The organism is Phycisphaerales bacterium, from assembly GCA_029268515.1.
Lineage (GTDB): Bacteria > Planctomycetota > Phycisphaerae > Phycisphaerales > SM1A02 > JAQWNP01.
Genome location: JAQWNP010000003.1, coordinates 91380 through 115760 on the forward strand (window position 1 = coordinate 91380; position 24381 = coordinate 115760).

The window sequence follows — 24381 nt, forward strand, 5'->3', positions numbered from 1 at the left end:
CGTTAGATATAAATTTCGTCGCCAAGGCAAAATATGCCAAGTATTATTATTCCAGCATATAACGAAGAATTTTCCATCAAGCGCACGCTGCTTGGTGTTCTTGCTGATGCTGCAGATGATCTTGAGATCGTAGTTGTTGCGAATGCCTGCACGGATCGCACCGAAGAGATTGCCCGTTCATTAAGCCCACGCATCAAAGTGATCTCCACAGATGTACCAGGAAAATGCAATGCGATAAATCTGGGAGAGGAACATGTTACTACGTTTCCGCGCATTTACTTAGATGCTGACATACATCTTGCCCCTGGCGCCGTTACAGAACTCCTCACACTCTGCGGCCGCCCCCACCCCATCGTGTCGCCCCTGCCTGTCTATAACATGCGAAATACATCACTTCCTATGCGACTGTTCATGCGAGCAGAGTCTTTTAACCATTACTTTGGACACGGCGCCCCCAATGGCAGCGGATGTTTTGCACTCACAGAAGAAGGCCGCCACCGATGGGGACGCTTTCCAGACATTATGGCTGATGATGCTTTTGTACATGGCCACTTCAAACAATTTGAGGCCATTACTGTGCGCGAAGCAGTGGCGACTGTCATGCCACCGCGGGACATCAAGGCGATGATCAAGGTACAGGGACGTGTTCGCCGCGGCATCTATGAACTCTTCCAACACTATCCAGAACTCACCGATAATCATGAATCACAGGTTGCCAGCTCGCTTGTGCGAATGCTCATTCGCCCCTGGGAATGGCCATCGCTTGCCATTTATGCCTTCGTCAAGATCCGTGAGAGGCAACTGGCCAAAGCTGCCATAAAAAGCGGGCAAAAGATCTGGATTCGAGACAATACCACGCGAGAGCAATTTTAAGCCCGCACGAAAGACCATCGCAAAACGCCGTGGCGTCTCGCTAGATCACTGGCGTGATAACGCCACGACATGAACCGAAGCCAACTCGCGCGGCACCCTCTGACTCACACCAAGCCTTCATAATGACTTCATCTCCATCCTGAAGTAACTTTCGTTGTGTGCCGTCTGGAAGATCAATCGGATCGGTCCCGCGCCAGGCTAATTCCAACATGCTGCCCCAAGTGTCCTTGGTCGTGCCAGACACGGTGCCTGATCCCAACAAATCACCAGGCCGCATTGGACAACCACTACTCGTGTGATGAGTGAGCATTTGAGCAAACGTCCAAGTCAGTTCCCCAAGCGAACCGCGGCTGAGCTCAAAGGCCTCTAGTCCTTGCTCACGCATTTGCTGAGATACCAAAGATACCTGACCAGTCACCTCAAGTGCGTCATCATTAACAGGCCTCAGGTATGGCAGCATCTCAGGATCACTTGGCAGGCGCGCTGGCCCAGAGCTCCGATAGGGCGCCAAGGCATCCATGGTGACAACCCAAGGGCTAATACTTGATGCGAAGTTCTTGCCGTTGAATGGCCCCAACGGCTGATACTCCCATTTCTGAATATCCCGTGCTGACCAGTCATTGAGAATGACCAAGCCAAAGAAATGATCCATCGCCTGATCCATTTCAACACGCGTGCCAATTGGATTACCCTCACCCACAAACGCGGCAAACTCAAGCTCGTAGTCAAGCAAGCGACACGGACCGAATGCTGGAGGCCCCTCTTCGGGTTTAAGTTGCCCTTGAGGTCGCTGAATTGATGTCCCAGAAATAACAACACTACTCGCTCTACCGTGGTAACCAACCGGAAGATGCAAGTAGTTGGGCAACAGAGCATCGCCATCAGGGCGGAACATCTTGCCCAGGTTTGTTGCGTGATGTCTCGATGCATAGAAATCTGTGTAATCACCGATATCGACCGGCATGATCATGGTAGCGCTGGCCATGGGCACAAGACACTCGGGATTTGGCTGCTCGGCTTTAGACAGAAATTTTGACAAGACTGATCGCACCTGGCTCCATACAGTCTGCCCTTGCGACATCAGACTATTGAGCGTGGTTGCAGAAAGAGCACAAGCAGCTTCACCGGAAAGATCCCCAAGCAAGCCAGTCTCAATAGCCTTGCTGACGTCAAGAATTTGATCGCCAATGGCAACACCAATTCGACCTTGGCGATCATCACCCAGAAAAACACCAAATGGCAAGTTCTGTATCGGAAAGTCGCTGTCTGTTCTATTGGCAGATTCAACCCAGCTTTGTAGGGATGGATCGTGCGTATGGTCTATTCGTCCCAAGAGTTTATGCCTTCTAAAATATCAAATGATCAGCCCAAGATGACGGAGATCGTTCAGTGGTTCATCAAATGCACATGAGCCATAGCTAATGGCCCCTTCTATTCGAGACTGGACGATCTCCTCAATTCCAATCTCATGATTACGCCAGCTTATACTTGTTTCCTCAAAGACAAATGCTTCAGACGATCGTTCCTGAAGCACTTCCGCAAGCTCTTCATGATCTAATCGACATGCGCGAGCCAGTGCTGCACCAAGAAAAACATTGAGAAAACCAAATTCGTCAGCCCCGACCTGTTCATTGCGACTACACAATGCATGATGCAACCCTGCAGTCGCTTTAAAAGGCACGTCTGCCCTAATGCATGCCAACAAGAATTCCGATACCGCTTCTGGCGATGGATACGCTTCAGGAACAATGCCTCCTGTTCGCACTTTCGCTCCAGCCACTGAACCAGAAAGCGCTGCAACATGGCCCCGAATATCAGAATTCACTGGCAGCTCGAAAAATGGCATCAGTTCGTCGGGCATTAAATCGAGAGCGGTATCGATTGAAAGAGCATCAGATGCCTTTAGGTCAACAGCATCTACGAGGCAGTGGCCGTTGGCTGGATCGCTGTGCTTATGATTAAAAGCAGAAATCACATCCAGATCATTGGACAACTGAGCATCGCCCGAAGGACTCACCAGGGCATTGACACACCAGGGATCATCGCCCTGATCACGAGGCAACGGCGCCAATGATGCAAACGCCTCAAGCATTCCCACTGGAACCAATACTCGTCCAAGAACCCATGATTGTTCGCACTTTAGGTACGAGGCGTAATGATCGACCATGGCTTCAAGTGAAAGGTCCGCCGGTGGAAACAGTCCTGCATAATCAATTAATCCATCTAAGAGTGCCGCTGCAACAGCACCTGAAGCGCCGGTCATTGCGGTATCTTGACCGATGCCATCTTTGGAATTTTCGTTGCCCATGATTTCCACCATTTCATTTCGCATGTGAACCAGTTTGGTCCAGGCACTGTTCTATTCTAGCTATTGTCCCTGTTTGCCCTAACATCACCAGCGTGTCATAAATTGGTGGGCTGACCGTTGTGCCCGTGACAGCAACGCGCAGAGGCTGAGCAACTTTTCCAAGCTTGCCATCAGCGTGTTCTTGTGCATATGCCTCAACAACACCCTCAAGTGTTGCAACATCCCATAGATCTAAATCAGCTAACTGACTCTTGAGCTGTCGCAAATGATCCGCACCTGTAGGCGGCCCTCCAGCCATTGCTCGCCTCACAGACTTGCTGTCCTGAATTTTGATCGACTCTGTTGGCAACACCAGAAACTGGCAGGCATCGACTGGGTCACGTAGCGTCTTTGATCGCTCTTGATTCGATGCCGCAACCTGCTTGAACTGCAAATCAGTAAGCTGTTCGATGAACAATGGCGCCTCTGCTTCGCAGTAGGTACGCAGGCGAGATTCAAATTGACTGCTAGACATTGCCTGAATCGCGTCTAGATTGAAGGCCAGCAACTTGTCTCGATCGAATCTTGCGGGACTCTTGACAACCCGTTTGAGATCAAAATTCTCAATAAGAAAGGCCATGTCGAATTGCTCAAGGTCACCACCAGGCGACCAACCAAGCAATGCCAAGTAGTTGAGTAACACCTCAGGAAGATACCCCGCCCGCCGAAAATCGTTGACGTTGATTTCCGGAAGTTGGACGCCCAGCTCTTGTGCAAGCCGCTCGGTCTCGTCTGGCTGTAACTGAGCATCCTTTCTCGCAAGCCAAGCTGACCAGCTAGCTGCCTCAATCACCGGGCCACTTGCCCCACTCGGCGACTCTTCCAAGCCAGCCTCCTTGACTGCTCGCCGCAGTGCCTTGTCCTGATCTCGCTTGGACATCTTTGAACCATCTGGATTCATGATCAAGGAGAGGTGAGCATAAATGGGACGATCAAATCCCAACGCATCTTGCAGCACCACATGCTTCGGCGTGTTGTTCAGATGCTCTTGTCCCCGAATCACATGTGTCACGCCCATCAAAGCATCATCAATCACAACTGCAAGGTGATAGGTCGGGAAGCCATCGGCCTTCCAGATAATAAAGTCATCAAGTTGCCTAGCCTCTGTCCTGACCTCACCAAGCACTTCGTCATGAACAGTAATAGCTTCATCAGGCACCTTAAAACGAACAACGTAAGGCGTACCAGCAGCCAGTAGATCACTGACCTGCTTTTCCGAGAGTTCTAGCGCCGCCCGGTCATAACGATATGGCTGCTTGGCAGCACGGGCTTCGGCTCGCTTTTCATTAAGTTGCTCTGCTGTCTCGAAGGCTCGATATGCCTGCCCCCTCTCAAGCAGACCATTCAAATGCTCTTCATAGATACTCAGTCTTTTTGATTGAAAGTATGGCCCAGTATCTCCGCCGCCTGAGTCTCCAAACTTGGGCCCTTCGTCCCAAGATATACCGAGCCATTCCAAATCCTCAAGAAAGGCCATGCTAGCAGCGTCAGAACTGCGGCGCTGATCGGTATCCTCGATTCTCAAAAGCATCTGACCATGATCGCTGCCATATCGCTTGGCAAAGGCTAAGCAAAACATAGCGGTTCGGGCGCCACCGACATGGAGGTGCCCAGATGGGCTCGGTGCAAAACGGGTTCGAATAAGCTCTTGTGGTGACATAATCAGGCAAAGCCTAACCAGCAGCGGGCTTGCCGTCGATTAGCTCCCAGGTTGGCCCAATGATTCTGGCTTCTTTTTGCGATGCATCCATCGCCATAAACTGCATGCGGGCCCAGAGAGGGCGTACACCACAAAGCTCACTGTCAAGGTCACCTCAAGCTCGACCACAATCAAAATCATGATGACCGCAAGCCGAATGATATAGCTGACGGTACTTTTGCCCTTCAAAAATCGATTGGCAAAATGTGGGTATGGAATAGCTGAGACCATTCCAATGGCGCATAGAAGCATCACTAAGGGAATGACAAATGCCGAATACTGTGGGAACCAGGTTGGCGGTTCATTTGGACCCAATGGGCCCAGATAATACTGATGGAAAATAATCAGACTGACAACTGTCCCTGCCGCACCAGGAGAGGGCAGTCCCTCAAAGGTCATTGTCGATGTTTCAAGATCATCACTATGAGCCACGCTGAATTTAGCCAAACGCAGTGCCGCACAGCAAACATAAAGTGCTGCGATTGCCCAAACAACCTTAGCCACAATATTATCTGCATCAGGGCCTGCCACCATATCGCTCTCAGGGCCGATGTAATTACTTGTGAGCCGTAGCACGACAAAAGCAGGCGCCACACCAAAGGTAATGAGATCTGCCATCGCATCAAGCTGGTTGCCCATCTCACTCATTCCATTGGTCATCCGTGCGACCATTCCATCAATAGAATCGAGAAAGAGGCCAACCAAAACCAATACCGCAGCCCAGGTCAGGCTCGACCAACCAAATGGTCCACTATATTCAGTAGGCTTCGCCGCAAAATAAATTGCAGCAAAGCCTGCAATAACGTTTCCGAGAGTCAGGAGCGTGGGCGCGATAACTGGCGATGGAAGGCGTCGCCGTGAGCGCGGGGAATCCGGATCGTTCTCAAGAGAAGATTCCATAACACCAACCGGTCGATCATGTCCGTTGCCAAGTTCCATCTACGCATCCTAGCCTTGACCGCCAATGTACGTCGGCATGCTAAAAGTTTGCCTGGTCCGCACCCCACGGAAGGATAATAAGCACGCCTCGGCCCGATTCCGGCATGTCCCGAGTGAAGAGCAATTCTCCAAGCGTCCACTGCCGATCCCCGTGAACATCAAGCGGATCAACTGGCCCAGCTGGCACACTCGCTGGGGCTGAATCTGGGCAGGCACTCGAAATGGCGTAAGCCTCATCCGCTCGCAGCAACAGCGTGATTGCAGCTGACCTAAACACTTGCCTTCGACGAGCAAGCCCCCTCTTTGATTCGGCTCCGAATCGCTCCCCTTGATAGACCGGCACCAGTTCCAAATAGAGCTGCTCACCGGCCTCAGTCAAGAGCGGCCATGCGCGACAGTCCAACGAGAGCACCCCTGCGGGCAACGTTTGCATTTGCCCCGCGACTGCAACTGCCCGTGGAGCTGGCCCCATCGCCACAAAGAGCAGTGCTCGCCATTGATAAATAGCACCATGCCATGTGGTCAAATCAGCCGCGGCTGGTCCAAGACTACGCACGACCTCCTTAACAGAACCAGGTTTGTTGGAGAGCTGACGAATCTGCATTCCCATATCTCTTAGAGATTCAACACCTGTCATTTCATCTGCAGCAATCGGAGCCAACGCATCAAGCGTACTGGCAACACTACCGCTACTGTCGCTCACCAATACCCACCGCACCGCAAACTGGTTATGCCGCTGTCCACGCTGAACAGCAGTCGCACTGGCTAAATCAGCCGATTCCTGCGCCGATTCACACCCGATGATGAAACACAATGATGCGATAATGATCAATTGCGAGAAGCAACCCAAGACGCGAACTCTCATTTATTACCCAGCTCATTGATTCGATCAATCATCATGCGCAACCTTCCGATGTTTCGTCGCGTAAAACGAAAGACCAAACGAGGAAGATCTAGGCAAAGCGTTTCGCCAGGCAGCGCGTCAGTTTGCGTTATTTCGCCTTCTTCGACAATGTCAGAAAACTCACTATTCAGCGATGCTACCGCCTGCTCACTCAAACTCTGATTGAGTCGCAACACAAAGTCACCCCGCACAAAACGGCTGGAATGATAGATCGAATAGAACGTCGTAATATGAGAAACAGCATCATCTAGGCTTGGGGCAAGATAAAAAAGATCCAAGTCTTCCGGACTAATCCAGCCATTTTGCACGAAGTTGACCTTGATCATCTCAAGCCAGTTTTTCCAGTAAACACCGTCTTCGCCTTCAACCAACACAATTGGAAGCATGTGCGACTTCCCAGTCTGGACCAGCGTGAGTGTCTCAAACAATTCATCCATGGTTCCAAACCCGCCGGGGAATGCGACGATCGCATCGGCATTGGTAAGGAACATCAACTTGCGTGTAAAGAAGTAACGAAAGTTAATGAGCTTGGAATCACCCTCAATAATCTCGTTTGCAGAAGTCTCAAATGGCAAGCGTATCGCAAGACCAAAAATACTCTGAGACGTGAGGCCATCGTGCCCTGCCTTCATGATCCCATCACCACCACCTGTGATCACCATCCAGCCTGCTTTGGCCATCCCCTGACTAAATACACTCGCTGCTACATAATCAGGATGATCACTTGGCGTTCGCGCTGATCCAAAAATTGAAACCTTGCGAGTATCTTGATAGTCATTAAAAATGTGATAGGCATAGCGCATTTCTTTTAGCGCCGAGGACATCAGCTTAAGTTGACCACTGTGATGCGTCTCTTGCAACATTCTTAAGCTGGTCTTCATCATCTGCGTTACCAGATCTTTTTCGATACTGGTGCAACCACTGCCCACACGGTCAATCAGTTCGCCAATACTGGCTTCAATCTTTGGGTTGTTAACACCGGGGACATCAATTGGATCACTTGCCATCGATTCATTACTCCTGGGGTGGCATGTCGCCTAACTCGCTGTGACGGTACCACGCATTATCCAAGAGCGTGGCATTTGAGAGCCCAGGGAATCCAATAAGGCCCGTCTCTGGCTTCCGTAGATCCCCACTTACGCTGATGGCAATAAACTGATCGCCCAAATCAGCAATTGGGCTCAGCAACATGCTCATGCCGCTGCGTGAATGAAGCCTTGTATCAAGCTCCCAGGTACCCAGCTCTAATGTCCCTTCGCCCTTAAGCATCAACCAAGTGCTATCCCCAGCGGTCGCCTCCAAGAGAATATCTTCGAAAAACAAGTGGCTTCCTGCCAAGTAAAATGGGGCATTGAGAAAATCCAATCGGCTGGCAACTGGCAGGCCGAGCTGGGCCAATTGCACCAACCCTAGTGTCACTGGATTGTCAGCCATATTCCCCTTACGAATCTGAATCAACCCACGCCCACGACGCGTGCCAGCGTCACTGCCCTGTCCAGCAACGCTCAATCGACCAAAGAGCAAACCTTTCCCAACTGATGGCACTGCTTTTTCATCCTGATCAGCCTCGCCTTCCGGCTGGTCATCAAACCACTGGTCGAGTGATATATCCATCGCCTCCACTTCGGCATCGTAGTCTTGGCTACCCGTGTCGTACCAAGCTCGACCATACAGTGTGCCACCATATGCCTCCCCGATAACAGACTTCAACTCAATACGGGAGGAACCAGAATTCAGTATTGGTTTCATCGCCACACCGAACTCAGCATGCTCAATCAAGTTTCCCTGCAACCGCATCGCATCGACCACGCCATCTGCGGTCCAGAATGTGCCATCCTGATTCGCTGTGACAACCAGATCTGTTCGGCCCTGAACACGACCAAAGTCAATCCCGGCCTTGAAGGAGATGTCCGATGTCTCAAGGCGCCCACCGAATCGCATATGTCTGGGCCCATCTTTGGCCTGTTGAATCCTGAGCGTGCAATTGGCCAAGGAGCTGATGCCATGCTCTTGGAAAGAAATCGCATCGATCGCATCACGCGCTTCGGCAGGAAGAAGCGTTGTCATAAGCGATCTGCTGAGCGGTCCATCGTACTCAAATGCCATCTGAAGTAAGAGGTCTTCACCAAACTCAACATCACCAATTGCCTCAAATCGACCTTCCATGAGAGCGCCGCTTAGCTTGGTAATACCAACACGCCGGGGCGATAGAACTAAACTCGAGCCAGGATCAAGTGTGGCCACAACACGCACATCCTGAATGGTCAAACCAATGTTGATTGGCTCAATGACGAGGGCGTAATCAGTCTGCAACCGGCCCGGAAGAGTGTCATACTGAAATGTTGCATTAAAACGCCCATCTGGATCATATGAAAGGTATTGGTCAGCCTGCTTGCCATCTCCGATCAATCTCAGAAGTTGAGGTATCACTGGACTGGAAAACTGTCCACTCAGCCAAGAACCCGAAAGTGCCAACGCCTCTGTCTTCTCTCCTGACAAACCATAAGAACCATTAAGCGTGATCTTGCCATCCTTCCGGCTATCAGTCGTCACATCAAATGCCAGCTCCTGAGCCCTGACTGCTGCATCACTAATGTCAAAAGCACCGCCAGTGTGACTAAACTCAACATGATAGCCATCGATATTAAGTTCCATTTGCTTGGGGACAATATCTACACGAAGTCTTGAAGGACCTCTTTGTTGAGACTCTAGATTGACAACAGCATCAAATCGCCCTTGCGGCCGATACTGATTCCAAAGTTTTCGAGCTTGCTCAAGTTCGGTGGTGGGCGCCAAATTAATGAGATAAGAACCAAGAGCCAGATCCTCAAACGAGATTTTTGCATCGACTGCTGCACTGCCACCATCAATAACGCGCCGCGCAATACTGATTTCAGCACTGACCTGACCGCCCTCTATATCACCTCCACTATCATGCCGGCCTGTTAAATCAATGAGCTCAACCGATCCGGGCTTGACGTGAATCCGTCCAAATAAATCCGTCAAGGAAAAGCCTGCTGGCCAGAATAAACCGGCAGCGCCAACCAAGGACGCAAGATCGCCCTGCGGCACAGCTGAGCCATTTTCAAGACGCACCATCACGTCATAGATCGCTCCACCTCCATCAGGATTGATGCCTGTCACTTGCCCGATGTAATCAAGGTCAGCATTGAGATTCAATGCTGACATCAGCGCCTTGCCTCCGCCCCCACTCAACAGGTCTGTTTCCTCAGGCGGAATAGCACCTATCGGAGGAATAGCGCTCTCTAGAAATGGTGTGACTCGGTCACCCAGAACTTGCACATCCAGCTCAGGAGAAAGCAGCACCTGGTCACCAATCACCTCAAGGCCAAATCGCCCTCGCATGGCGCCCTGCCCGCCACCCGAAGTCACGACATAAAGGCCATCATCTGATTCGCTATCCGGCAATTTACTCTCAAGATAAATCGCATCCTGGGTCCAACGAAGGACAGAATCAATCAGCCAGACCGGATAAGGAAACTCTTCATAGAGCAGGCCAACCTTACTACCCTCGACAGTACCCGTTACAAAGGTGGGCCTATCCTCACCCTCAGCTCTACTGACATGCAGGTCAAGCACGACCAGCCCACCCATGTCAAACGCACCCATTTCCAACAGCTTGTCGAGGCGGGCACGTTTCATCCGCAGTGGAACCAACCTCTCGTCGGCAACATCTTGTTCCTGCAAAGCTCTTATTTTGGAAACAATATCCTTTCGCTCTGCTTCTATATCTTTCAGCCATGCCTGATCAGGAAGCAGACCATCTTTATGAAGTAGCTCGTATGCCTTTCTGGAAAACAGGGAATCCAAAATTTTCTGATGCTCTGGTGGCATCGCAGCACGAAGACGATCATCAATTGGTGCTGGAGATGTTGCAATTGACAAACTGACTGATGCATCATCATTCAGCGGCGTTATGTTTCCTGCCACACGAACGGTAGCACCATCTGAGCCGCTACCAGTCAAGAATTGGATGTTGGCGGCATCAGTATTAAAGTCAATATATGCATCTACTTCCTCAAGCAGATATGGAAAATACTCATAGGCACCGGTCGCATCTCGAACCCATGTCTTTCCATTGATAGCAATCTCTGTCGATTCGCCTGGCTGATCTGATCGACTACGAGCGAGCGATATTTCCATCTCAAGGCTACCACCGGTGAGTTGAAATCGCTGCAGAACATCGGCGACTGCATACGGAAGATCGATCGGCACATTGCTTCCGTCAACTTCTGACCCGAGTTGAAAACCCTTCGTCGAAAAAGTCATTACGAATGGGGCTTCATCAATCACCTGTTCAATCCAACGTGAATCAGTACCCCAAGTGGGCTCAGGCAGATCGGTCATTTTGAAGTCAAAACGATATGGAACTGATCCGAGTCCGCTTTGCTGCTGAGAACTACCTAGCGTTCCCACCATATTTTCAAAAATGAGCTTGGAGTGATCTAACTCAATCGTGCCACGACTCACTTGCATTCTTGGCCGACTGGCGGTCGGGTAAAGTTTTCCGCCTGAAAAACGAGCCCAGACCCCCTCAGGATTAATAGGAAGGGTCAATGCCAGATCATCCACAGTGACCTTAAGCCCAAGCCCCTTTTCTGGACTAGACGTAAACTCCAGAAGCTCAACGGCGCCATGCGGATTGACTTGATCCCACCAGGCACGAGCAACTGGCGGACACATTTCTCGCACTTGTTCATCGAGGCGAAATCCATGAAGAGCAGATGTGAATTCACTCGTTATGAGGTTCCAGCTTCCGTCAAAGGCTAAGCTCTGCCCGGTATTCGGGGCATCAATCTCCATCAGTTCAAAGTCATATTGTGATTGATCACTTGCAGATCGCGTCATTTGCCCCTTGAAGTGTCGTTGCCCAACCACTTCAAAGACTTCACCTTGATGGCGTCCCACCTGCACAGTCGCATCTTTGATTGTGACCAGCGATGGAAGCGACTTCGGCGGCTCATCAATAGCCTCCCATTTGGGCTGCAAATGGGCAATATTCACATCTCCAATTTTCTGCACATCCTCGCTAATTCGAATCAAAGCCTGCTCAATCTCTGCCTCCAGAACCTCGATCTCACCACGCCAAAGAAGACTCGAATCAAGAACAACACGACCATGGTTCAGTCGCAGAATCTCACCAGGTGGCCCATCGATGTCCGGAACGCTCAAAATGAGTTCGTTGAACTGAAAGGTGCCATCAGTATCAAAGTTGGCTCCGCGAATAGTGACACTGCCACCGAGCCGCCGCTCAAGTTCAGGGCGGATCATCCAAGCCAAGAACCAACCGCTGGTCACAATGAACCAGAGTGCAATGAGAATGAGGGCAATCGCGAGAACGGCACCACCACACCACCATATCCAACGCCTCGGCCTCTCTGAGATAAGTGTTGTTTCTGTCATAGATTTCGATCGCATGTGCAAAGAGCGTGCGGGACCCTATTCTACCCATATGAGCATGACAATCGCTGTAACGGGTGCATCTGGTTTTTTAGGGTCCTTCATCTGCCGAGCTGCTGCGGAAGCGGGCCACAGCGTGATTGCGCTTGTTCGCCCGACCTCCCGGCGGGATCATATCCAAACCTACGTGAACCGCTTTGTCGTCGGCGATCAGGCTGATCCCTCTTGCTGGCCAAGCCTGCTGGACGATTCAGACTGCCTTGTCCACAACAGCTTTGATTGGGCAGCACTCAAGGCCGGTCTCCAGGAGCACTTACAAAGCAATCTGGTCCGTAGCATCGAACTCATGGCTGCCATGGCACCCCGCCAGTGCATCCTCATTAGCTCCGTGGCCGTCCATCACACCATTTTGCCTCAGTGGAACGGCATCATTGATCCCAGACATCCGTTGCGCCCAAGCAGCCTGTATGGCGCTTGCAAAGCCGCGCTTGAGGCCCACCTCTGGTCCTCGCACAATGCATCACAGCAGCCAATCACAATTATTCGTCCAGCTGCTGTTTATGGCATTGACCCAAGCCCCTCAAGAACAATCGGCCATCCCATCGTCAAAGCCATGGCAAAGGATGGCGAATACCAACGAAATGGTGGCGGCAAATTTGTTCATGTTGAGGATGTTGCCAGCGTGGTTGTCAAAAGTATTGGCAATCCCGAAGCGAACGGTCATATTTTCAATATGGCCGACTGCTATGCTCGATGGTCTGATTGGGCTCAGCTGATTGCTGAAGAGCTGGACCTTCCTCAAAGCCCTGAACATAAGAGCCCAGCCCAAAGCGCTAATATATTTTGCAAGAAAGCAACGCGTCAATTAGGTGTTTCCATGTCACGAGGTATTGAGGGCATACGAGAACATGTTCGCGAGCTTATAAAACAGTCTCACGATGACGCTTGATTAAAACGCACGCTCTGCAAGATCCAGCGCCCGCCCCAATGCTGCCGCCTTTGCAACAGTCTCTTCAAATTCACGCTTGGGATCAGAATCGGCCACCAAACCAGCGCCAGCTTGAATGTAAACCATCCATCCCTCTGGAGTGCGTTCAGCGGTCGGAATGACCATGGTACGAAGGGCGATGGCCATATCGACCTCACCATTAAAGTTAGCTACTCCAATCCCTCCCGCATACGGGCCACGGCGCGTTGTTTCTAACTCATCAATAATCTGCATGGCGCGCACCTTGGGCGCCCCACTCACGGTGCCCACGGGAAGTGTGGAAGCAAGCGCGTCCCAGCCATCCAGTCCAGCCCGCAATTCACCACGAACAGTTGAGCTCAAGTGCATGACATGGCTGTAGCGCTCAACTTCCAAAACACGATCGAGCTCGACCGAGGCAATCTCACTGACCCGACCTAGGTCATTGCGACCCAGATCAACCAACATCACATGCTCAGCTCGCTCTTTTTCATCACCAAGAAGTTCCTGCTCATGGCGAAGGTCCTCTTCATCCGTTTTTCCGCGCGGTCTCGTGCCTGCCAAAGGCCGGGTAATCACTTGATTGTCCTGGGTCTGCACAAGCAACTCAGGACTTGATGCAACGAGAATAGTGCCCTCCGCCTGTAAGTAGATCATGTACGGGCTGGGATTCACCACCCGGAGCGCTCTGTAGATATCAAAAGGATCCGCCGAGGTACGACGCTCAAAACGCTGGCTGACCACAACCTGAAAAACATCACCCGCAGCAATGTATTCCTTACTACGGCGCACCGAATCTTCAAACACGCTGCGCTGTACATTTGACTTCATCATTTCACCTGCACCTTGACGCAGGTCGATGTCTAACCGTCCTCCAGGCAACTCTTGCACTGAGGTACTAATCCGCAACTCCATTTCATCGAGCTTGGCATTCGCCACTTCTAATGCAGCAGCCCGCGTACTGTGCCGTTCGATCTCAACATGTGTGGTCAGCGTCATAATTTTCTTAACGTGATCAAAGGTAATGAGATCGAGATACAGTGAAAAATGCAGATCGGGAAGCATTCGATCATCAAGTGGTGCCGCTGAAAAAGGGAGCTTCCCTGGCTCGCTATACCGAGCGGTGTCATAGCCTGCATAGCCAACCCAGCCACCACGAAAGTTGGGCGCATCAGGCGGAGGTACGTCGGCGACCAACCAGTCCCCCGTTATCTCGCGGACTGAAAGAATAGGATTCTCAACTTCACTGACTTCCTTTGAGCCGGCTCGGTGATCGATCACCGTCAACTGATTCCCTCGAGCAAGAACCTCTACAATGGGCCGCGAACCAATGAGAGAGTGACGGCCAATGATCTTGCCGTTCACGACTGATTCCAAGAGAAAACTGGGGGCAAGCCGATCGTCGGGTGCGACCAAGCGACGGTACGCGAGAACCGGAGTCAATTGATCACTCGTGATCTGCCGATGCAAAGCGATCACATTGCCATGCTCGCAGAGACGCTCAAACTGGGATTGATCTATGGTGCTCATTGCTTCAGCAGTGTAGCCACCAAAGCCCGCCACTCCTCGGCTCGCCCCGTACAATAAGAGAGGAGAGAAATAGAACCCATGCCCCAGAGCCCCTTAATTCAACTCCAGCAGGTCACCAAGACCTACTTCCGTCCAGACGGTGGAATCCTTGTTGAGGCACTGCGTGGCGTTGACTTGAGCATCGATCCCGGCGAATACCTAGCCATCATGGGACCATCGGGCTCCGGCAAGAGCACGCTTATGAACCTTCTCGGCTGCCTAGACCAGCCTACTGATGGAATTTATCAACTTGATGGCGAGCGAATTTCAGATCTCGATGACCACCAACTCAGTCGAATTCGCGGAAAGAAAATTGGCTTCGTGTTTCAGGCGTTTAACCTGATTAGTGAAATGAGCATCGTCGAGAATGTCGAAGTACCACTTTTCTACCAAGGAGTAAGCCGCCAGGAACGACGCCAACTGGCGATTGAGCACCTCGACAAGGTCGGCCTTAGCGATCGGCTCACGCACCGCCCTAGAGAACTATCCGGCGGACAACAACAGCGCGTCGCGATAGCCCGCGCACTGGTCACAAGCCCCACAATGGTTCTTGCCGATGAACCGACGGGCAACCTTGACTCTAAAACCGGCCTCGCCATCCTTAAACTTCTTGATGAACTTCATGAGCAGGGCCTAACCATACTTACGGTGACTCATGACAATAGTGTTGCAGATAGGTGCGATCGATCAATCCACCTCAAGGATGGCTTGATTGATCGTGACGTGCCCAAAAAACCCAAAAGCAAATTACTGGCCAATGGTGCAGACCAATGACCGTGCGTGTCCTTGGTATCGACCCAGGCCTTGTGATTACCGGCTACGGATGCCTCGATCTCGACGAAGGCGCTATGGAGCCACGGCTTGTAGAAGGCGGGGCCATTAAACTGACTGCCTCGCGATCAATGAACTATCGCCTAAAGCAACTTAATGATGATCTTTGTTGTGTCCTGGATGATCTAAAGCCTGATCTCATGGTGGTGGAAACCCTCTTCTCGCATGTTCGCCAGGTAAAAACAGCAATCATCATGGGGCACGCCAGAGGCGTAGTTCTCTTGGCTGGTGAATCCCGTGGAATTGCATTTGATGAGCTCACCGCTCCAGCCGTCAAAAAGGCAATTGCTGGCAACGGCCGCGCAACCAAGGCTCAAATGCAACTTTCCGTTGCCGAGCAACTCGGCCTCGCAGAGCCACCGACTCCTGCTGATGTGGCTGATGCGCTGGCAATCGCACTCTGCGCAGCTCGCCGCCTTGCCACAAGCCAACTCACGAAACAGGCGACTAAGGATTCGAGACCGCAGGTTTAAACTGGACTGTCACTGGGGTCCCTACTGGGGGAATAGCTTTTTCGTTAACTGACCACATTGGCGCCATCACCTCTACCTGATCTGAAACCACTGCACGATGGGCAACTACCTCATCACCGAAGGTAACGAGGCCAACAAGTGACCCCGAGCTATCCGCGTAATAGAATTCTGCGCCAGAATCCTGCCCTGGGGGTGGCGCCATCTTTGAACCTGCAAATACCCACTTGTGATCAGAGGGCTGGCCCTGCTCTTGCTTAATCCATGAACTGACCTGCTGCTGCTGCTGCCCTTGTTCGTCCTGCCAAAGGAGACTGATCTCAATCAGATCTCCTGTGGGCGCCACCGCAATCAGATTTGGATCGCTTGGGCCATGACGCCAATACCCAGGCGATCCAGGGCGAAAACCAGAAAGCAACAGCGCTGCATGCAACTCACTGCCTAAAGCAGATGTGACCACCAAGGATTCATGCTCTCGCGAACCAACACCACATACGACCTGTTCCAGCCAGCCAGATTCCAAGCATGTGACGCCCTGCAACAACACATGTCTCCGACCAAGGTCAACCGAGATGTATTGGCCAACCGGAACGATCTGCTCTTGACTTTGGTGCTGCTGGCGCTCACCTTTTGGGGAGGCCCGACAACCACTACCGATGGCCAGTATGATCAATATCAAAACAATCAGCCTCAGACTGATGCCTGTTTCCATTTGCATCGCTCTGGTCCTCCCCGATCGCACGGCATATTTGGTCATGGATTACTTTATTCTGATGGGGGCCGGCACCGCCAATAAAAAAGGCCCGGCAGAAGACGAGCTTCATACCGAGCCCTTCCGGGGGCATAGAAAGCAGCGAGCGAGATCACGCTCCGCTACACTTGAGGTTATCGGATTATGGCTATCTGAACTCTGAACGAGACATGTTTTCCACACTGGAAATGACCGGCCTCATCGGCCCTAACGGCACCTTTAATACAGGACACTCAAGCAGGCGGCACATTCAAGACTGCTACGACAGCATGGCCACTATTTATCTAATCCCATGCGATCGCCTTTCTAAGGCCCAACCACGGTTGGCTTTAGAGCGTATAACGCTTGCCATGACTTAGAATTTTGGACTAATGTCTAATGAGCAATAAGACTCGACCTGAACCGTACTACACACCAAATCACTGTCACTGAATAAAAAAACTGAGGATCGCCCCCATGTCACTGTTGATGATCTCGTCACTCATCGTTGCTTTCCATAGCAACGCCCTACAACAAGCCAGTCCAATAGAAGCCCAGGCTGCGGACAATGGGCAAGCAGCTATTACAGCGCCGAAAACTACGAACGAAGAATTCGCCCGGCTCAGGGAGACGTTCAATCGCCTTTCTCGCGCGATCAATCGCCAAGGCGGCATGAAGCCATCAGACCGAGCAACGATTGAAACGCTCTGTGAGAAGACGCGACAGTTCAATGAAGCACACCCGAATTACCAGGCCGGATTGGCCCAGGAAATTCAATTGTCACTATGGCTGGGTGAAAACGCGAGAGTCAATGAACTCACAGAAAAACTCTGGCGGACCGCACAAGACAATCGAAAACTTGGTGACTACTGGCTTGAACTGAATAAAAAGAATGGTTCGAGTGATGATGTACTGAATACCTATCAAAAGTTAAACGCCGCGTATCCAGCAGATCAACAACTACGCCAAAACTGGATTGAATTTGCTTACAGAATGAAAGACAGAGATCAACTCAAAGAGATCCTCGAGCAACTCATGGCCACTGAAGCTCGCGATGACACAACTTTCCTTGAGATGAGATTAAACACGCTCAACAGCATCAACGAGTATCGCCAAGTCCATGACTGGCTTGCTGGCTACCAATCCGACAACGGCAACCTGACGTTCGGAATGCTGATGGCCGAGCTAGATGCCTTTCAAGCGGAAGATCAGTATTCGAATGCCTTAGAAAGTTACGCAAAGGCCAAAGCGATCCAGAACCAAAATGATGATCAGGCTAAACAAAAGCAGATCACCAGCATCGAAACTAAACTTAATCGCTCTGCTGAGCTATGGACCACCGAACAGGCCCGCCGCTCAGAAGAAGAGGCCGAAGACAACAACCCTCAGATCCTATTTATTACCAACAAAGGACGCATTATCCTAGAGTTGTTTGAGGATGACGCCCCAAACACGACTGCTAATTTTATTGAGCTTGTAGAAGATGGTTTCTACAACCAGAACAAATTCAATCGCCTGACACCCAATGGTCAAATATTCGCCGGCGCTCCGACCCCAGATGAAGGTGCTTGGCTCGCCGGTGATGATCGATGGGGCGTAAGATACCGGATACCCGACGAAATAGGTCGACCAATGTTTTCCGGCAGCCTTGGCATGTACTCGCGCAGCACGCCTGTCAATGAAGCAGCTGACTCCACATCCAGCCAGTTTTTCTTGGCCTCCAAGCGACTACCTGGTCGGGACCAGTTCCATCCAATCTTTGGTCGTGTTATTGACGGACTGGACATTGCCCGATCACTCAATCGCGGGGACATTATTGAATCCGCAATGGTGCTTCGCAAGCGTGATCACGACTACGAGGTCACAAAGATTTACACCAATATGAACTTCACAAAAGATGGCCCGATCAAAGGTGCCACACCGAAGCAGCTCTTCAACGCTGAACCACTCAACGAAACGACACCCACGACGCTGACCCCGACGACACCATAAGACTGCAAAATATGAATTGGGCTCGCACCGCCCTAAAGCACACTAGGGAAGTTCTGCCTCACCAACAAGCCTAAACTCTTTGCGTCGAAGAATCTGCCCCGCTAGCACGTAGTCGTCAACAGACAGTGCAATTGTTGGCGTACCATTTGGCCGTAGCATCAATGGATATGCAAACCTAATGTTCAGCTCTGCTCCCAACAGATGCATGCACATGCTGGCCAATGAATGGTCTTCGGCCAATTCCACAACGAGCAGCTCCACTTCTGTAAATGCGAGGGAACGTTCTCGTAACAACTGGCGAGCACCATCAGCATTATTGGGAATGAGTCTAATGACCGCGTGATCGGAAGACTCCTGGACACTAAAGGCGCACAGATGGACTGTGATTGAGTCCTCAAAATGCCGAAGCATCTCTAGCAACTTACCAGGCTTATTATCAAGAAACACACTGAACTGCCGAACGGTTGGCGGCGCATATCTCTGCAACGTTTCCGCAGCATTAAACTGACTCATAGTCACCTCAGTAACCCGACCACTCTGTTCGATAAACCATGCCCTGGATGCCCAGTAGCACAGTGACCACAGCTCCAAAGTCTAACATTCAAAGATCCGCTAAGGCAAGAAAAACAAATGAGGAATAAGTTCTAGATGCCTTCTGGATCCACAAAGGCGACCTCAGCCACAGCTGGCGCAAATCCTGCTCTTGCCATCTCGCTGAGAAGCTGCTCGACAGCCTGCCGACCAGCATCCCCAAGATCGAGCGTGAGTTGATTCACGTACATCTCAACAAAGCGATCGATTGTCTGCCTTCGATCAGCTGGCCGCTGATCGCTCTGCTCAAACGCCAGACACTGATCAAGCGCGACCTGACGATTCGCCATCGAGTAAGCAATACTCTGCCGCAACAGACCCACGATACGTGCTGCAGACCCAGGCCCCCATCGCTTATCTAAATCGCGGCGAATTACATTACCTCCCAAAGGCAATGGGCCGCCCGAATGCTGTTGCCACCACTGCCCAAGATCACTGACAAGATGCAGGCCTGAATCCATGTAGGTGAGCTGCCCTTCGTGGATAACAACACCCGCATCAACCTGCCCATTGCAAACTGCGTCTGGAATCGCCTCAAACGCCATTGGCAAATAACTTAGATTGTGATCGCCAAGCAAAAGCCTCGCCGTTGCATATCCACTGGTGCGCATACCGGCGACGCCGATCACGCCGCCATGCTTTTGGAGTTCTTCTACTGAGACCGGCTTCCGCGACACAAGCTTGGGACCATACCCCAAACCAAACGAAGAACCACAGGTGGTCAGTGCGTAGTCCTTTGAAATAGCTGGATAATGCGCCATGCTGATTCCAGTGATTTCAAGTTCGCCGCTCTCAGCCCGAACATTAAGCTCCTCGATGTCTGCAGGCACGAGCTCAAAACGAAAGGGCGCCGTGTCAATGACCGCGGGCTGATCTTCCGTTCCAGCCAACGGCCACCACATAAAAATATCGTCCGCATCGGGGCTATGACCAAGCCGAACATCCATTGTTTCTACAGCATCTTTGCTCATGAGTTTGCCACACCTGATTCAATACATGGTGTATCGGGACTCAGCATTCTTCGCATAATCTTGCCTGTCGGATTCCGTGGCAGGGATTCAACCCGACGAATTTCTCGCGGCACCTTGAATTGAGGAAGACCATTGCGACAGAATTTTCGAATGGCCATCGAATCGAAGACCGCCCCATCCAAGAGTTCAACAAAAGCCAAAGGAACTTCACCCCTATTCGGATCCTGCTGCCCAATCACTGCACAGTCATGCACATCTGGATGAGCATTGAGCACTTCCTCGATTTCTCGAGGAAAAACATTCTCACCACCAATAATGAGCATCTCTTTAATGCGACCCGTAATGTAAAGATGCCCATCATCATCAATTCGTCCCATATCGCCTGTCTTAAAAAACCCATCGCCATCAAAGACTGATGCCGTCTCGTCTGGAAGCTTGTAGTAGCCCTGCATCACGTTCGGACCCTTAATTCGAATTTCACCATCTTCATTAGGACCAAGCACGACTTCATTTGTGTCGACAATTCGTTCTTCCACACGCGGCAACGCCTGGCCAACTGAGCCCTTTCGCCGATCTTGAGGACGGCACCAATTCGTAACAGGCGCCGTCTCAGTGAGTCCATACCCCTGATCAATGGTCACCCCAAAACGCTTCTGATACCCCTCTGAAACTGCTTCTGGTAAAGGCTCACCACCAGAAACCAGATAGATAAAGTGTTCAAAGTCATCTGGTTTGGCATCTTTGGCTGCAAGAAGCGCATTGAACATTGATGGTATGGCAAACATTGCTGTCGGCTTGTGCTTACGAATCAACCCTAATACCCGAGATGGTTGAAATCTTGCTGAGTACACAACGCGACATCCAACCATCAGTGGCAGCACTGTCATGACCGTAAACCCGAAGCTATGGAATTGCGGCAACAACCCCAGAAAAACAATCTGCCGGTTGAGTTCAGCCCACTCCACACACTGCATGACATTGGCGGCGATATTTTTACTCGTGAGCACCACACCCTTCGGTTTACCTGATGTTCCCGAGGTGTACAGGATGACCGCCTTCGCATCATCCGGCATGCGCGCAGCCCTGCGAAATTTCGGCAGCCCCTTAAAGGACTCATCTTCAAGGCGAATCTGCTTGATCGATGCCGGCAAATCGCCAACTGCTTCAATCATCTGCCCAACCGTAATGACCGTATCAAGCCCTGCATCTTCACAGATATAAGCCCGCTCTTTTTCACTAAGAAGATAGTTCAGAGGCACAACGGTTCGCCCTAGCATCCAGGTCGCCAGCAATGACATGGAAAAGAACCCAGATGTTGGCAACATAATGCCTACCTTCTGGTTATCTGTTGCCTTCTCAATAATCGAAGCGAGATGTAAAGCCCCTAGGTAAAGGTGAATACCTCTCCAACTCCGATGATCATCAATGGCAACAACCCGAAAAGGCCGCCAAAGCAAACGCCGAAGTGCTAAATGGACCGGTCCCATGATGCTCTCTCCCACTACGCAAAAACGACTAAATCACCAGACTGCTTGCCAAAGTTCAGGCCCACTCCGCTATTGGTTCGATACAACCTGTACGAGATCACCGTGGCTGCAGGCACTGTACCCCACCCCTTTCATGAATGCCGCCTTTTCAGGATGACGACATGCCCCAAACCACCGCCATTGACTCATTCAAGGCTATCAGATACTTCTTCCTAGGCGCCTTGGCCGTGGCCTCCTTGGGATTGACTGCCTGCCAGACCAGTGGCAGCAGCCGCCAATCTCAAACACTTGATACCGCCATCACCGCTTACGACCGAAATGACTTTCGCCAGGCTCAGATTTATGCAGATCTTGCCCGAAAAGGCCCCGATAGCGAACAACGTCATACTGCTGCCTATGTAGCCGGCCTGGCTGCATGGAACCTTGACGAGGAATCTGACGCGAGGATCCTCTTCCTCGATGCGAAGAATGGCAGTGACCGAGCGACTAATGGAGGCGCTCATGCGATGCTCGGCCAAATCGCGCTTGGTGATTCCCGTTACAAGCAAGCCGCCGCACACTTTGACATTGCGGCCCAAGCATTAAAAGAACCAGACGCCTCTAAGTCGAGAAGGTGGGCCAATACAGCTCGCAGACTTGCCGGTGTCAGCGATACAGTCGCGACCGGAGAATGGGCGATTCAATTTGGTGCATTTGCAAGCGAGACCCGAGCCCGCCGCGCCCAAAACAGTCTTGTCAAGAATCCACGAGTGATCAAACTCGGCCGAGTCAATGTCATTTCATCGAAACAAGGTGATGGCCTCTATCTGGTGCAGATGGGTCTCTATGAAGATCGAAAAATGGCCAATATCGACCGGGACAAGCTGGCGAGCCTGGGCTGCATTGTTGTTCCCTCTGGCAGTCGCTGAGCAATCTTAGGAAAGATAAAAACCTGTAATCCCGCTCCTTTAGTGGTGTACACTTAAGCGAGCAGGAGAGCGACTTATGCTTATTCAAACGATATTCCTCAGTCTATGGCTGACAACTGCTGCTGAACCGTCAACGGGTATCTCTAGTCCACAGCCGATTCCAGATAGCTTTGAAATCAACACCATCGTTACCACGCCAGAGGTCGACCAAGAGATCCTGCTAGCCAATCGACGCCGAACCCTCCAACTACGGCAACAAGTTCGCGCGCTGCGTTATAAGCACTTCTCAAGCAATGCGAGCGAGGCCCTCCAGGCTCAAGGGATTGAACAAATCCAACGAATGAGCGATCCCTTGGCACTCGCCCCACTGGCTGAGGAGCTGGCTCATTGCTTGCCAAATGTCCAAGAGGCCCTCATTGAGCACTTAGCAAACCAGGGAATTCCAGGCCAAATCGAGCTGGCCCGTATTGCTGTTTATGGTGACGATGCGACTTTTGACGAATTAGCCGCTCTAGAACTCACTGAACCAGCGCCTCCTCCTGTCATCGCAATTCTGGAAGAAGCCTTGCGAAGCGAGGCACATCAACCAGCCAATGTTGCTGCATACCTCGCTCATACACTCAATATCACCGAACTGATTCCCCTGCTCATTACCTCCCAGGTGATCACCAGCGGCAATCAAAATGCTGGCACGCCCAGTGCTGGTGGACGAGGTGATATTGCTCAAATTGCGATCGTGACCCAAACAGCCTATATCTCAGGCCTCATACCGGTCATCGGAGATAACGCAGGCGCCTTCCAGCCGGTCGTCAGCGTCCTGAATGAAGGCGTTGTGATGCGGGTGCTTGATGCGGTCGTCATCGAGTATCGAACGGTGGTCAATGATTCGCTCATCGCCATGACGGGCTCATTACCAGGGATTGAAGCACCCCAATGCGAATGGAATCTCCCCTGTTGGCAGGCCTGGTACAACGATATCTACTTACCAGCATCCACAATCCACACATCATCGGGCCTATCCAATATCTCAACAAGCCCCTGAAAGCAGCCTAAAGCATATTGCTTGGTTGAATCGGTAATTAAAACAACGTTTGCGGAAACCAATGCTTGACGTTCCTTTATAGATGTGTAACCATCTACGAAGTCGATTTCGACGCTCTTGAAGTCCTGGCGGAAAGCCATGCGAACTCACAGAGAGCCTAATTCGACCCCTTTGGGGGGGGTTGCATGGGGGGCTCTAAATTTGTGGGGGGTTCGTATGGCTTGTTGCATTTTTGCAGCACGGGATTTCAGGAGGAACGAGAAAGATACTGCCAGCAACATGACCGATGCTTGCTATGCGCTGGCTGCAGAACAATAAATTTCTAATGACCCTTTCTCCGAGGCGCCCTCGCACTATGGCCAGCGGGAACGCTCCGGCAGAGTTACTCCAGCTGCTTGTTGCTAATGGAGTGATTCAAAAACGCACTTGTTTGTGCATATGGCCATATGGACAATTTGAGGGGTAGTGAAGTTAATTCTGACTCTTGCCCAAGGAAAATTAGAGATAGGAATGAGGGAGGCTAGAGATAGTCATGAAGAAAAATATCGTTTTAGTATCAGCGGGAGCATTTGCCGTCAGTGGCATTGCCTTTGCTGGAAGCGTGACCCAGGACCTAACTGGAATCCACAGCTACGAAAGT

At 51.3% G+C, this 24381-nt stretch carries 19 protein-coding genes; 7 read left to right on the forward strand and 12 right to left on the reverse strand.

Going from position 1 to position 24381, the window contains the following annotated elements:
- Positions 1-33 precede the first annotated feature (33 nt).
- The gene (locus P8J86_02750; GenBank protein ID MDG2053603.1) at positions 34-873 is read left to right on the forward strand and encodes a glycosyltransferase family 2 protein; all 840 of its coding nucleotides are present in this window, start codon (positions 34-36) and stop codon (positions 871-873) included.
- Between the two features lie 40 nt (positions 874-913).
- Here P8J86_02750 and fahA read toward each other — a convergent pair whose 3' ends face one another.
- Genes fahA through P8J86_02785 form a run of 7 tightly spaced genes read right to left on the reverse strand, consistent with a single transcriptional unit; the run spans position 914 to position 12186 of the window.
- Positions 914-2206 carry a fumarylacetoacetase gene (fahA, locus tag P8J86_02755; protein MDG2053604.1) on the reverse strand — a complete coding sequence of 431 codons (1293 nt, stop codon included), beginning with the start codon at positions 2204-2206 and terminating at the stop codon, positions 914-916.
- Between the two features lie 21 nt (positions 2207-2227).
- Positions 2228-3181, reverse strand: coding sequence for a hypothetical protein (locus P8J86_02760; GenBank protein MDG2053605.1), 954 nt, complete (start codon positions 3179-3181; stop codon positions 2228-2230).
- 13 nt (positions 3182-3194) lie between these two features.
- Positions 3195-4880, reverse strand: a complete 1686-nt coding sequence (gltX, locus tag P8J86_02765; GenBank protein ID MDG2053606.1) for a glutamate--tRNA ligase — start codon at positions 4878-4880, stop codon at positions 3195-3197.
- Positions 4881-4919: 39 nt separating this feature from the next.
- Positions 4920-5858, reverse strand: coding sequence for a CDP-alcohol phosphatidyltransferase family protein (locus P8J86_02770; protein MDG2053607.1), 939 nt, complete (start codon positions 5856-5858; stop codon positions 4920-4922).
- Between the two features lie 40 nt (positions 5859-5898).
- Entirely contained in the window at positions 5899-6723 is an 825-nt protein-coding gene (locus P8J86_02775) for a hypothetical protein (protein ID MDG2053608.1), read from the reverse strand.
- Positions 6720-7769, reverse strand: a complete 1050-nt coding sequence (locus tag P8J86_02780) for a TIGR00730 family Rossman fold protein (protein ID MDG2053609.1) — start codon at positions 7767-7769, stop codon at positions 6720-6722. The genes P8J86_02775 and P8J86_02780 overlap by 4 nt, the downstream gene beginning before the upstream one ends.
- A 7-nt stretch (positions 7770-7776) precedes the next feature.
- Positions 7777-12186, reverse strand: a complete 4410-nt coding sequence (locus tag P8J86_02785) for a hypothetical protein (GenBank protein MDG2053610.1) — start codon at positions 12184-12186, stop codon at positions 7777-7779.
- Positions 12187-12235: 49 nt separating this feature from the next.
- On the opposite strand from P8J86_02785, the gene P8J86_02790 reads away from it, so the two are divergent.
- Positions 12236-13132 carry an NAD(P)-dependent oxidoreductase gene (locus tag P8J86_02790; protein MDG2053611.1) on the forward strand — a complete coding sequence of 299 codons (897 nt, stop codon included), beginning with the start codon at positions 12236-12238 and terminating at the stop codon, positions 13130-13132.
- Here the strand turns inward: P8J86_02790 and trpE are convergent, their stop codons facing one another.
- Positions 13133-14680: an anthranilate synthase component I gene (gene trpE / locus P8J86_02795; GenBank protein MDG2053612.1), complete on the reverse strand. Its 1548-nt coding sequence runs from the start codon at positions 14678-14680 to the stop codon at positions 13133-13135.
- A 78-nt stretch (positions 14681-14758) separates the two neighbouring features.
- On the opposite strand from trpE, the gene P8J86_02800 reads away from it, so the two are divergent.
- Together P8J86_02800 and P8J86_02805 are read left to right on the forward strand one after the other, a co-directional pair.
- Complete coding sequence (locus tag P8J86_02800; protein ID MDG2053613.1) at positions 14759-15493, forward strand: ABC transporter ATP-binding protein; 735 nt, start codon at positions 14759-14761, stop codon at positions 15491-15493.
- Entirely contained in the window at positions 15490-16023 is a 534-nt protein-coding gene (locus tag P8J86_02805; protein MDG2053614.1) for a crossover junction endodeoxyribonuclease RuvC, read from the forward strand. The genes P8J86_02800 and P8J86_02805 overlap by 4 nt, the downstream gene beginning before the upstream one ends.
- Here the strand turns inward: P8J86_02805 and P8J86_02810 are convergent.
- Entirely contained in the window at positions 15998-16738 is a 741-nt protein-coding gene (locus tag P8J86_02810) for a YdjY domain-containing protein (GenBank protein ID MDG2053615.1), read from the reverse strand. The two genes, P8J86_02805 and P8J86_02810, sit on opposite strands and share 26 nt — an antisense overlap.
- A gap of 489 nt (positions 16739-17227) precedes the next feature.
- Here P8J86_02810 and P8J86_02815 point away from each other — a divergent pair, with 489 nt between their 5' ends.
- Positions 17228-18742 carry a peptidylprolyl isomerase gene (locus tag P8J86_02815; protein ID MDG2053616.1) on the forward strand — a complete coding sequence of 505 codons (1515 nt, stop codon included), beginning with the start codon at positions 17228-17230 and terminating at the stop codon, positions 18740-18742.
- 42 nt (positions 18743-18784) lie between these two features.
- Here the strand turns inward: P8J86_02815 and P8J86_02820 are convergent, their stop codons facing one another.
- From P8J86_02820 to P8J86_02830, 3 genes are all read right to left on the reverse strand, one after another.
- On the reverse strand, positions 18785-19255 hold the full coding sequence (locus P8J86_02820) for a hypothetical protein (protein MDG2053617.1): 471 nt from the start codon (positions 19253-19255) through the stop codon (positions 18785-18787).
- Positions 19256-19386: 131 nt separating this feature from the next.
- Positions 19387-20304, reverse strand: a complete 918-nt coding sequence (locus tag P8J86_02825) for an ABC transporter substrate-binding protein (GenBank protein MDG2053618.1) — start codon at positions 20302-20304, stop codon at positions 19387-19389.
- On the reverse strand, positions 20301-21791 hold the full coding sequence (locus P8J86_02830; protein ID MDG2053619.1) for an AMP-binding protein: 1491 nt from the start codon (positions 21789-21791) through the stop codon (positions 20301-20303). Before P8J86_02830 ends, P8J86_02825 begins: the two co-directional genes overlap by 4 nt.
- Positions 21792-21952: 161 nt before the next feature.
- Between P8J86_02830 and P8J86_02835 the strand changes: the two genes are divergently transcribed.
- Together P8J86_02835 and P8J86_02840 are read left to right on the forward strand one after the other, a co-directional pair.
- Positions 21953-22699 (forward strand): SPOR domain-containing protein, encoded by a 747-nt coding sequence (locus P8J86_02835; GenBank protein ID MDG2053620.1) that lies wholly within the window; start codon positions 21953-21955, stop codon positions 22697-22699.
- 76 nt (positions 22700-22775) lie between these two features.
- Positions 22776-23741, forward strand: a complete 966-nt coding sequence (locus tag P8J86_02840; GenBank protein MDG2053621.1) for a hypothetical protein — start codon at positions 22776-22778, stop codon at positions 23739-23741.
- Positions 23742-24381 lie beyond the last annotated feature (640 nt).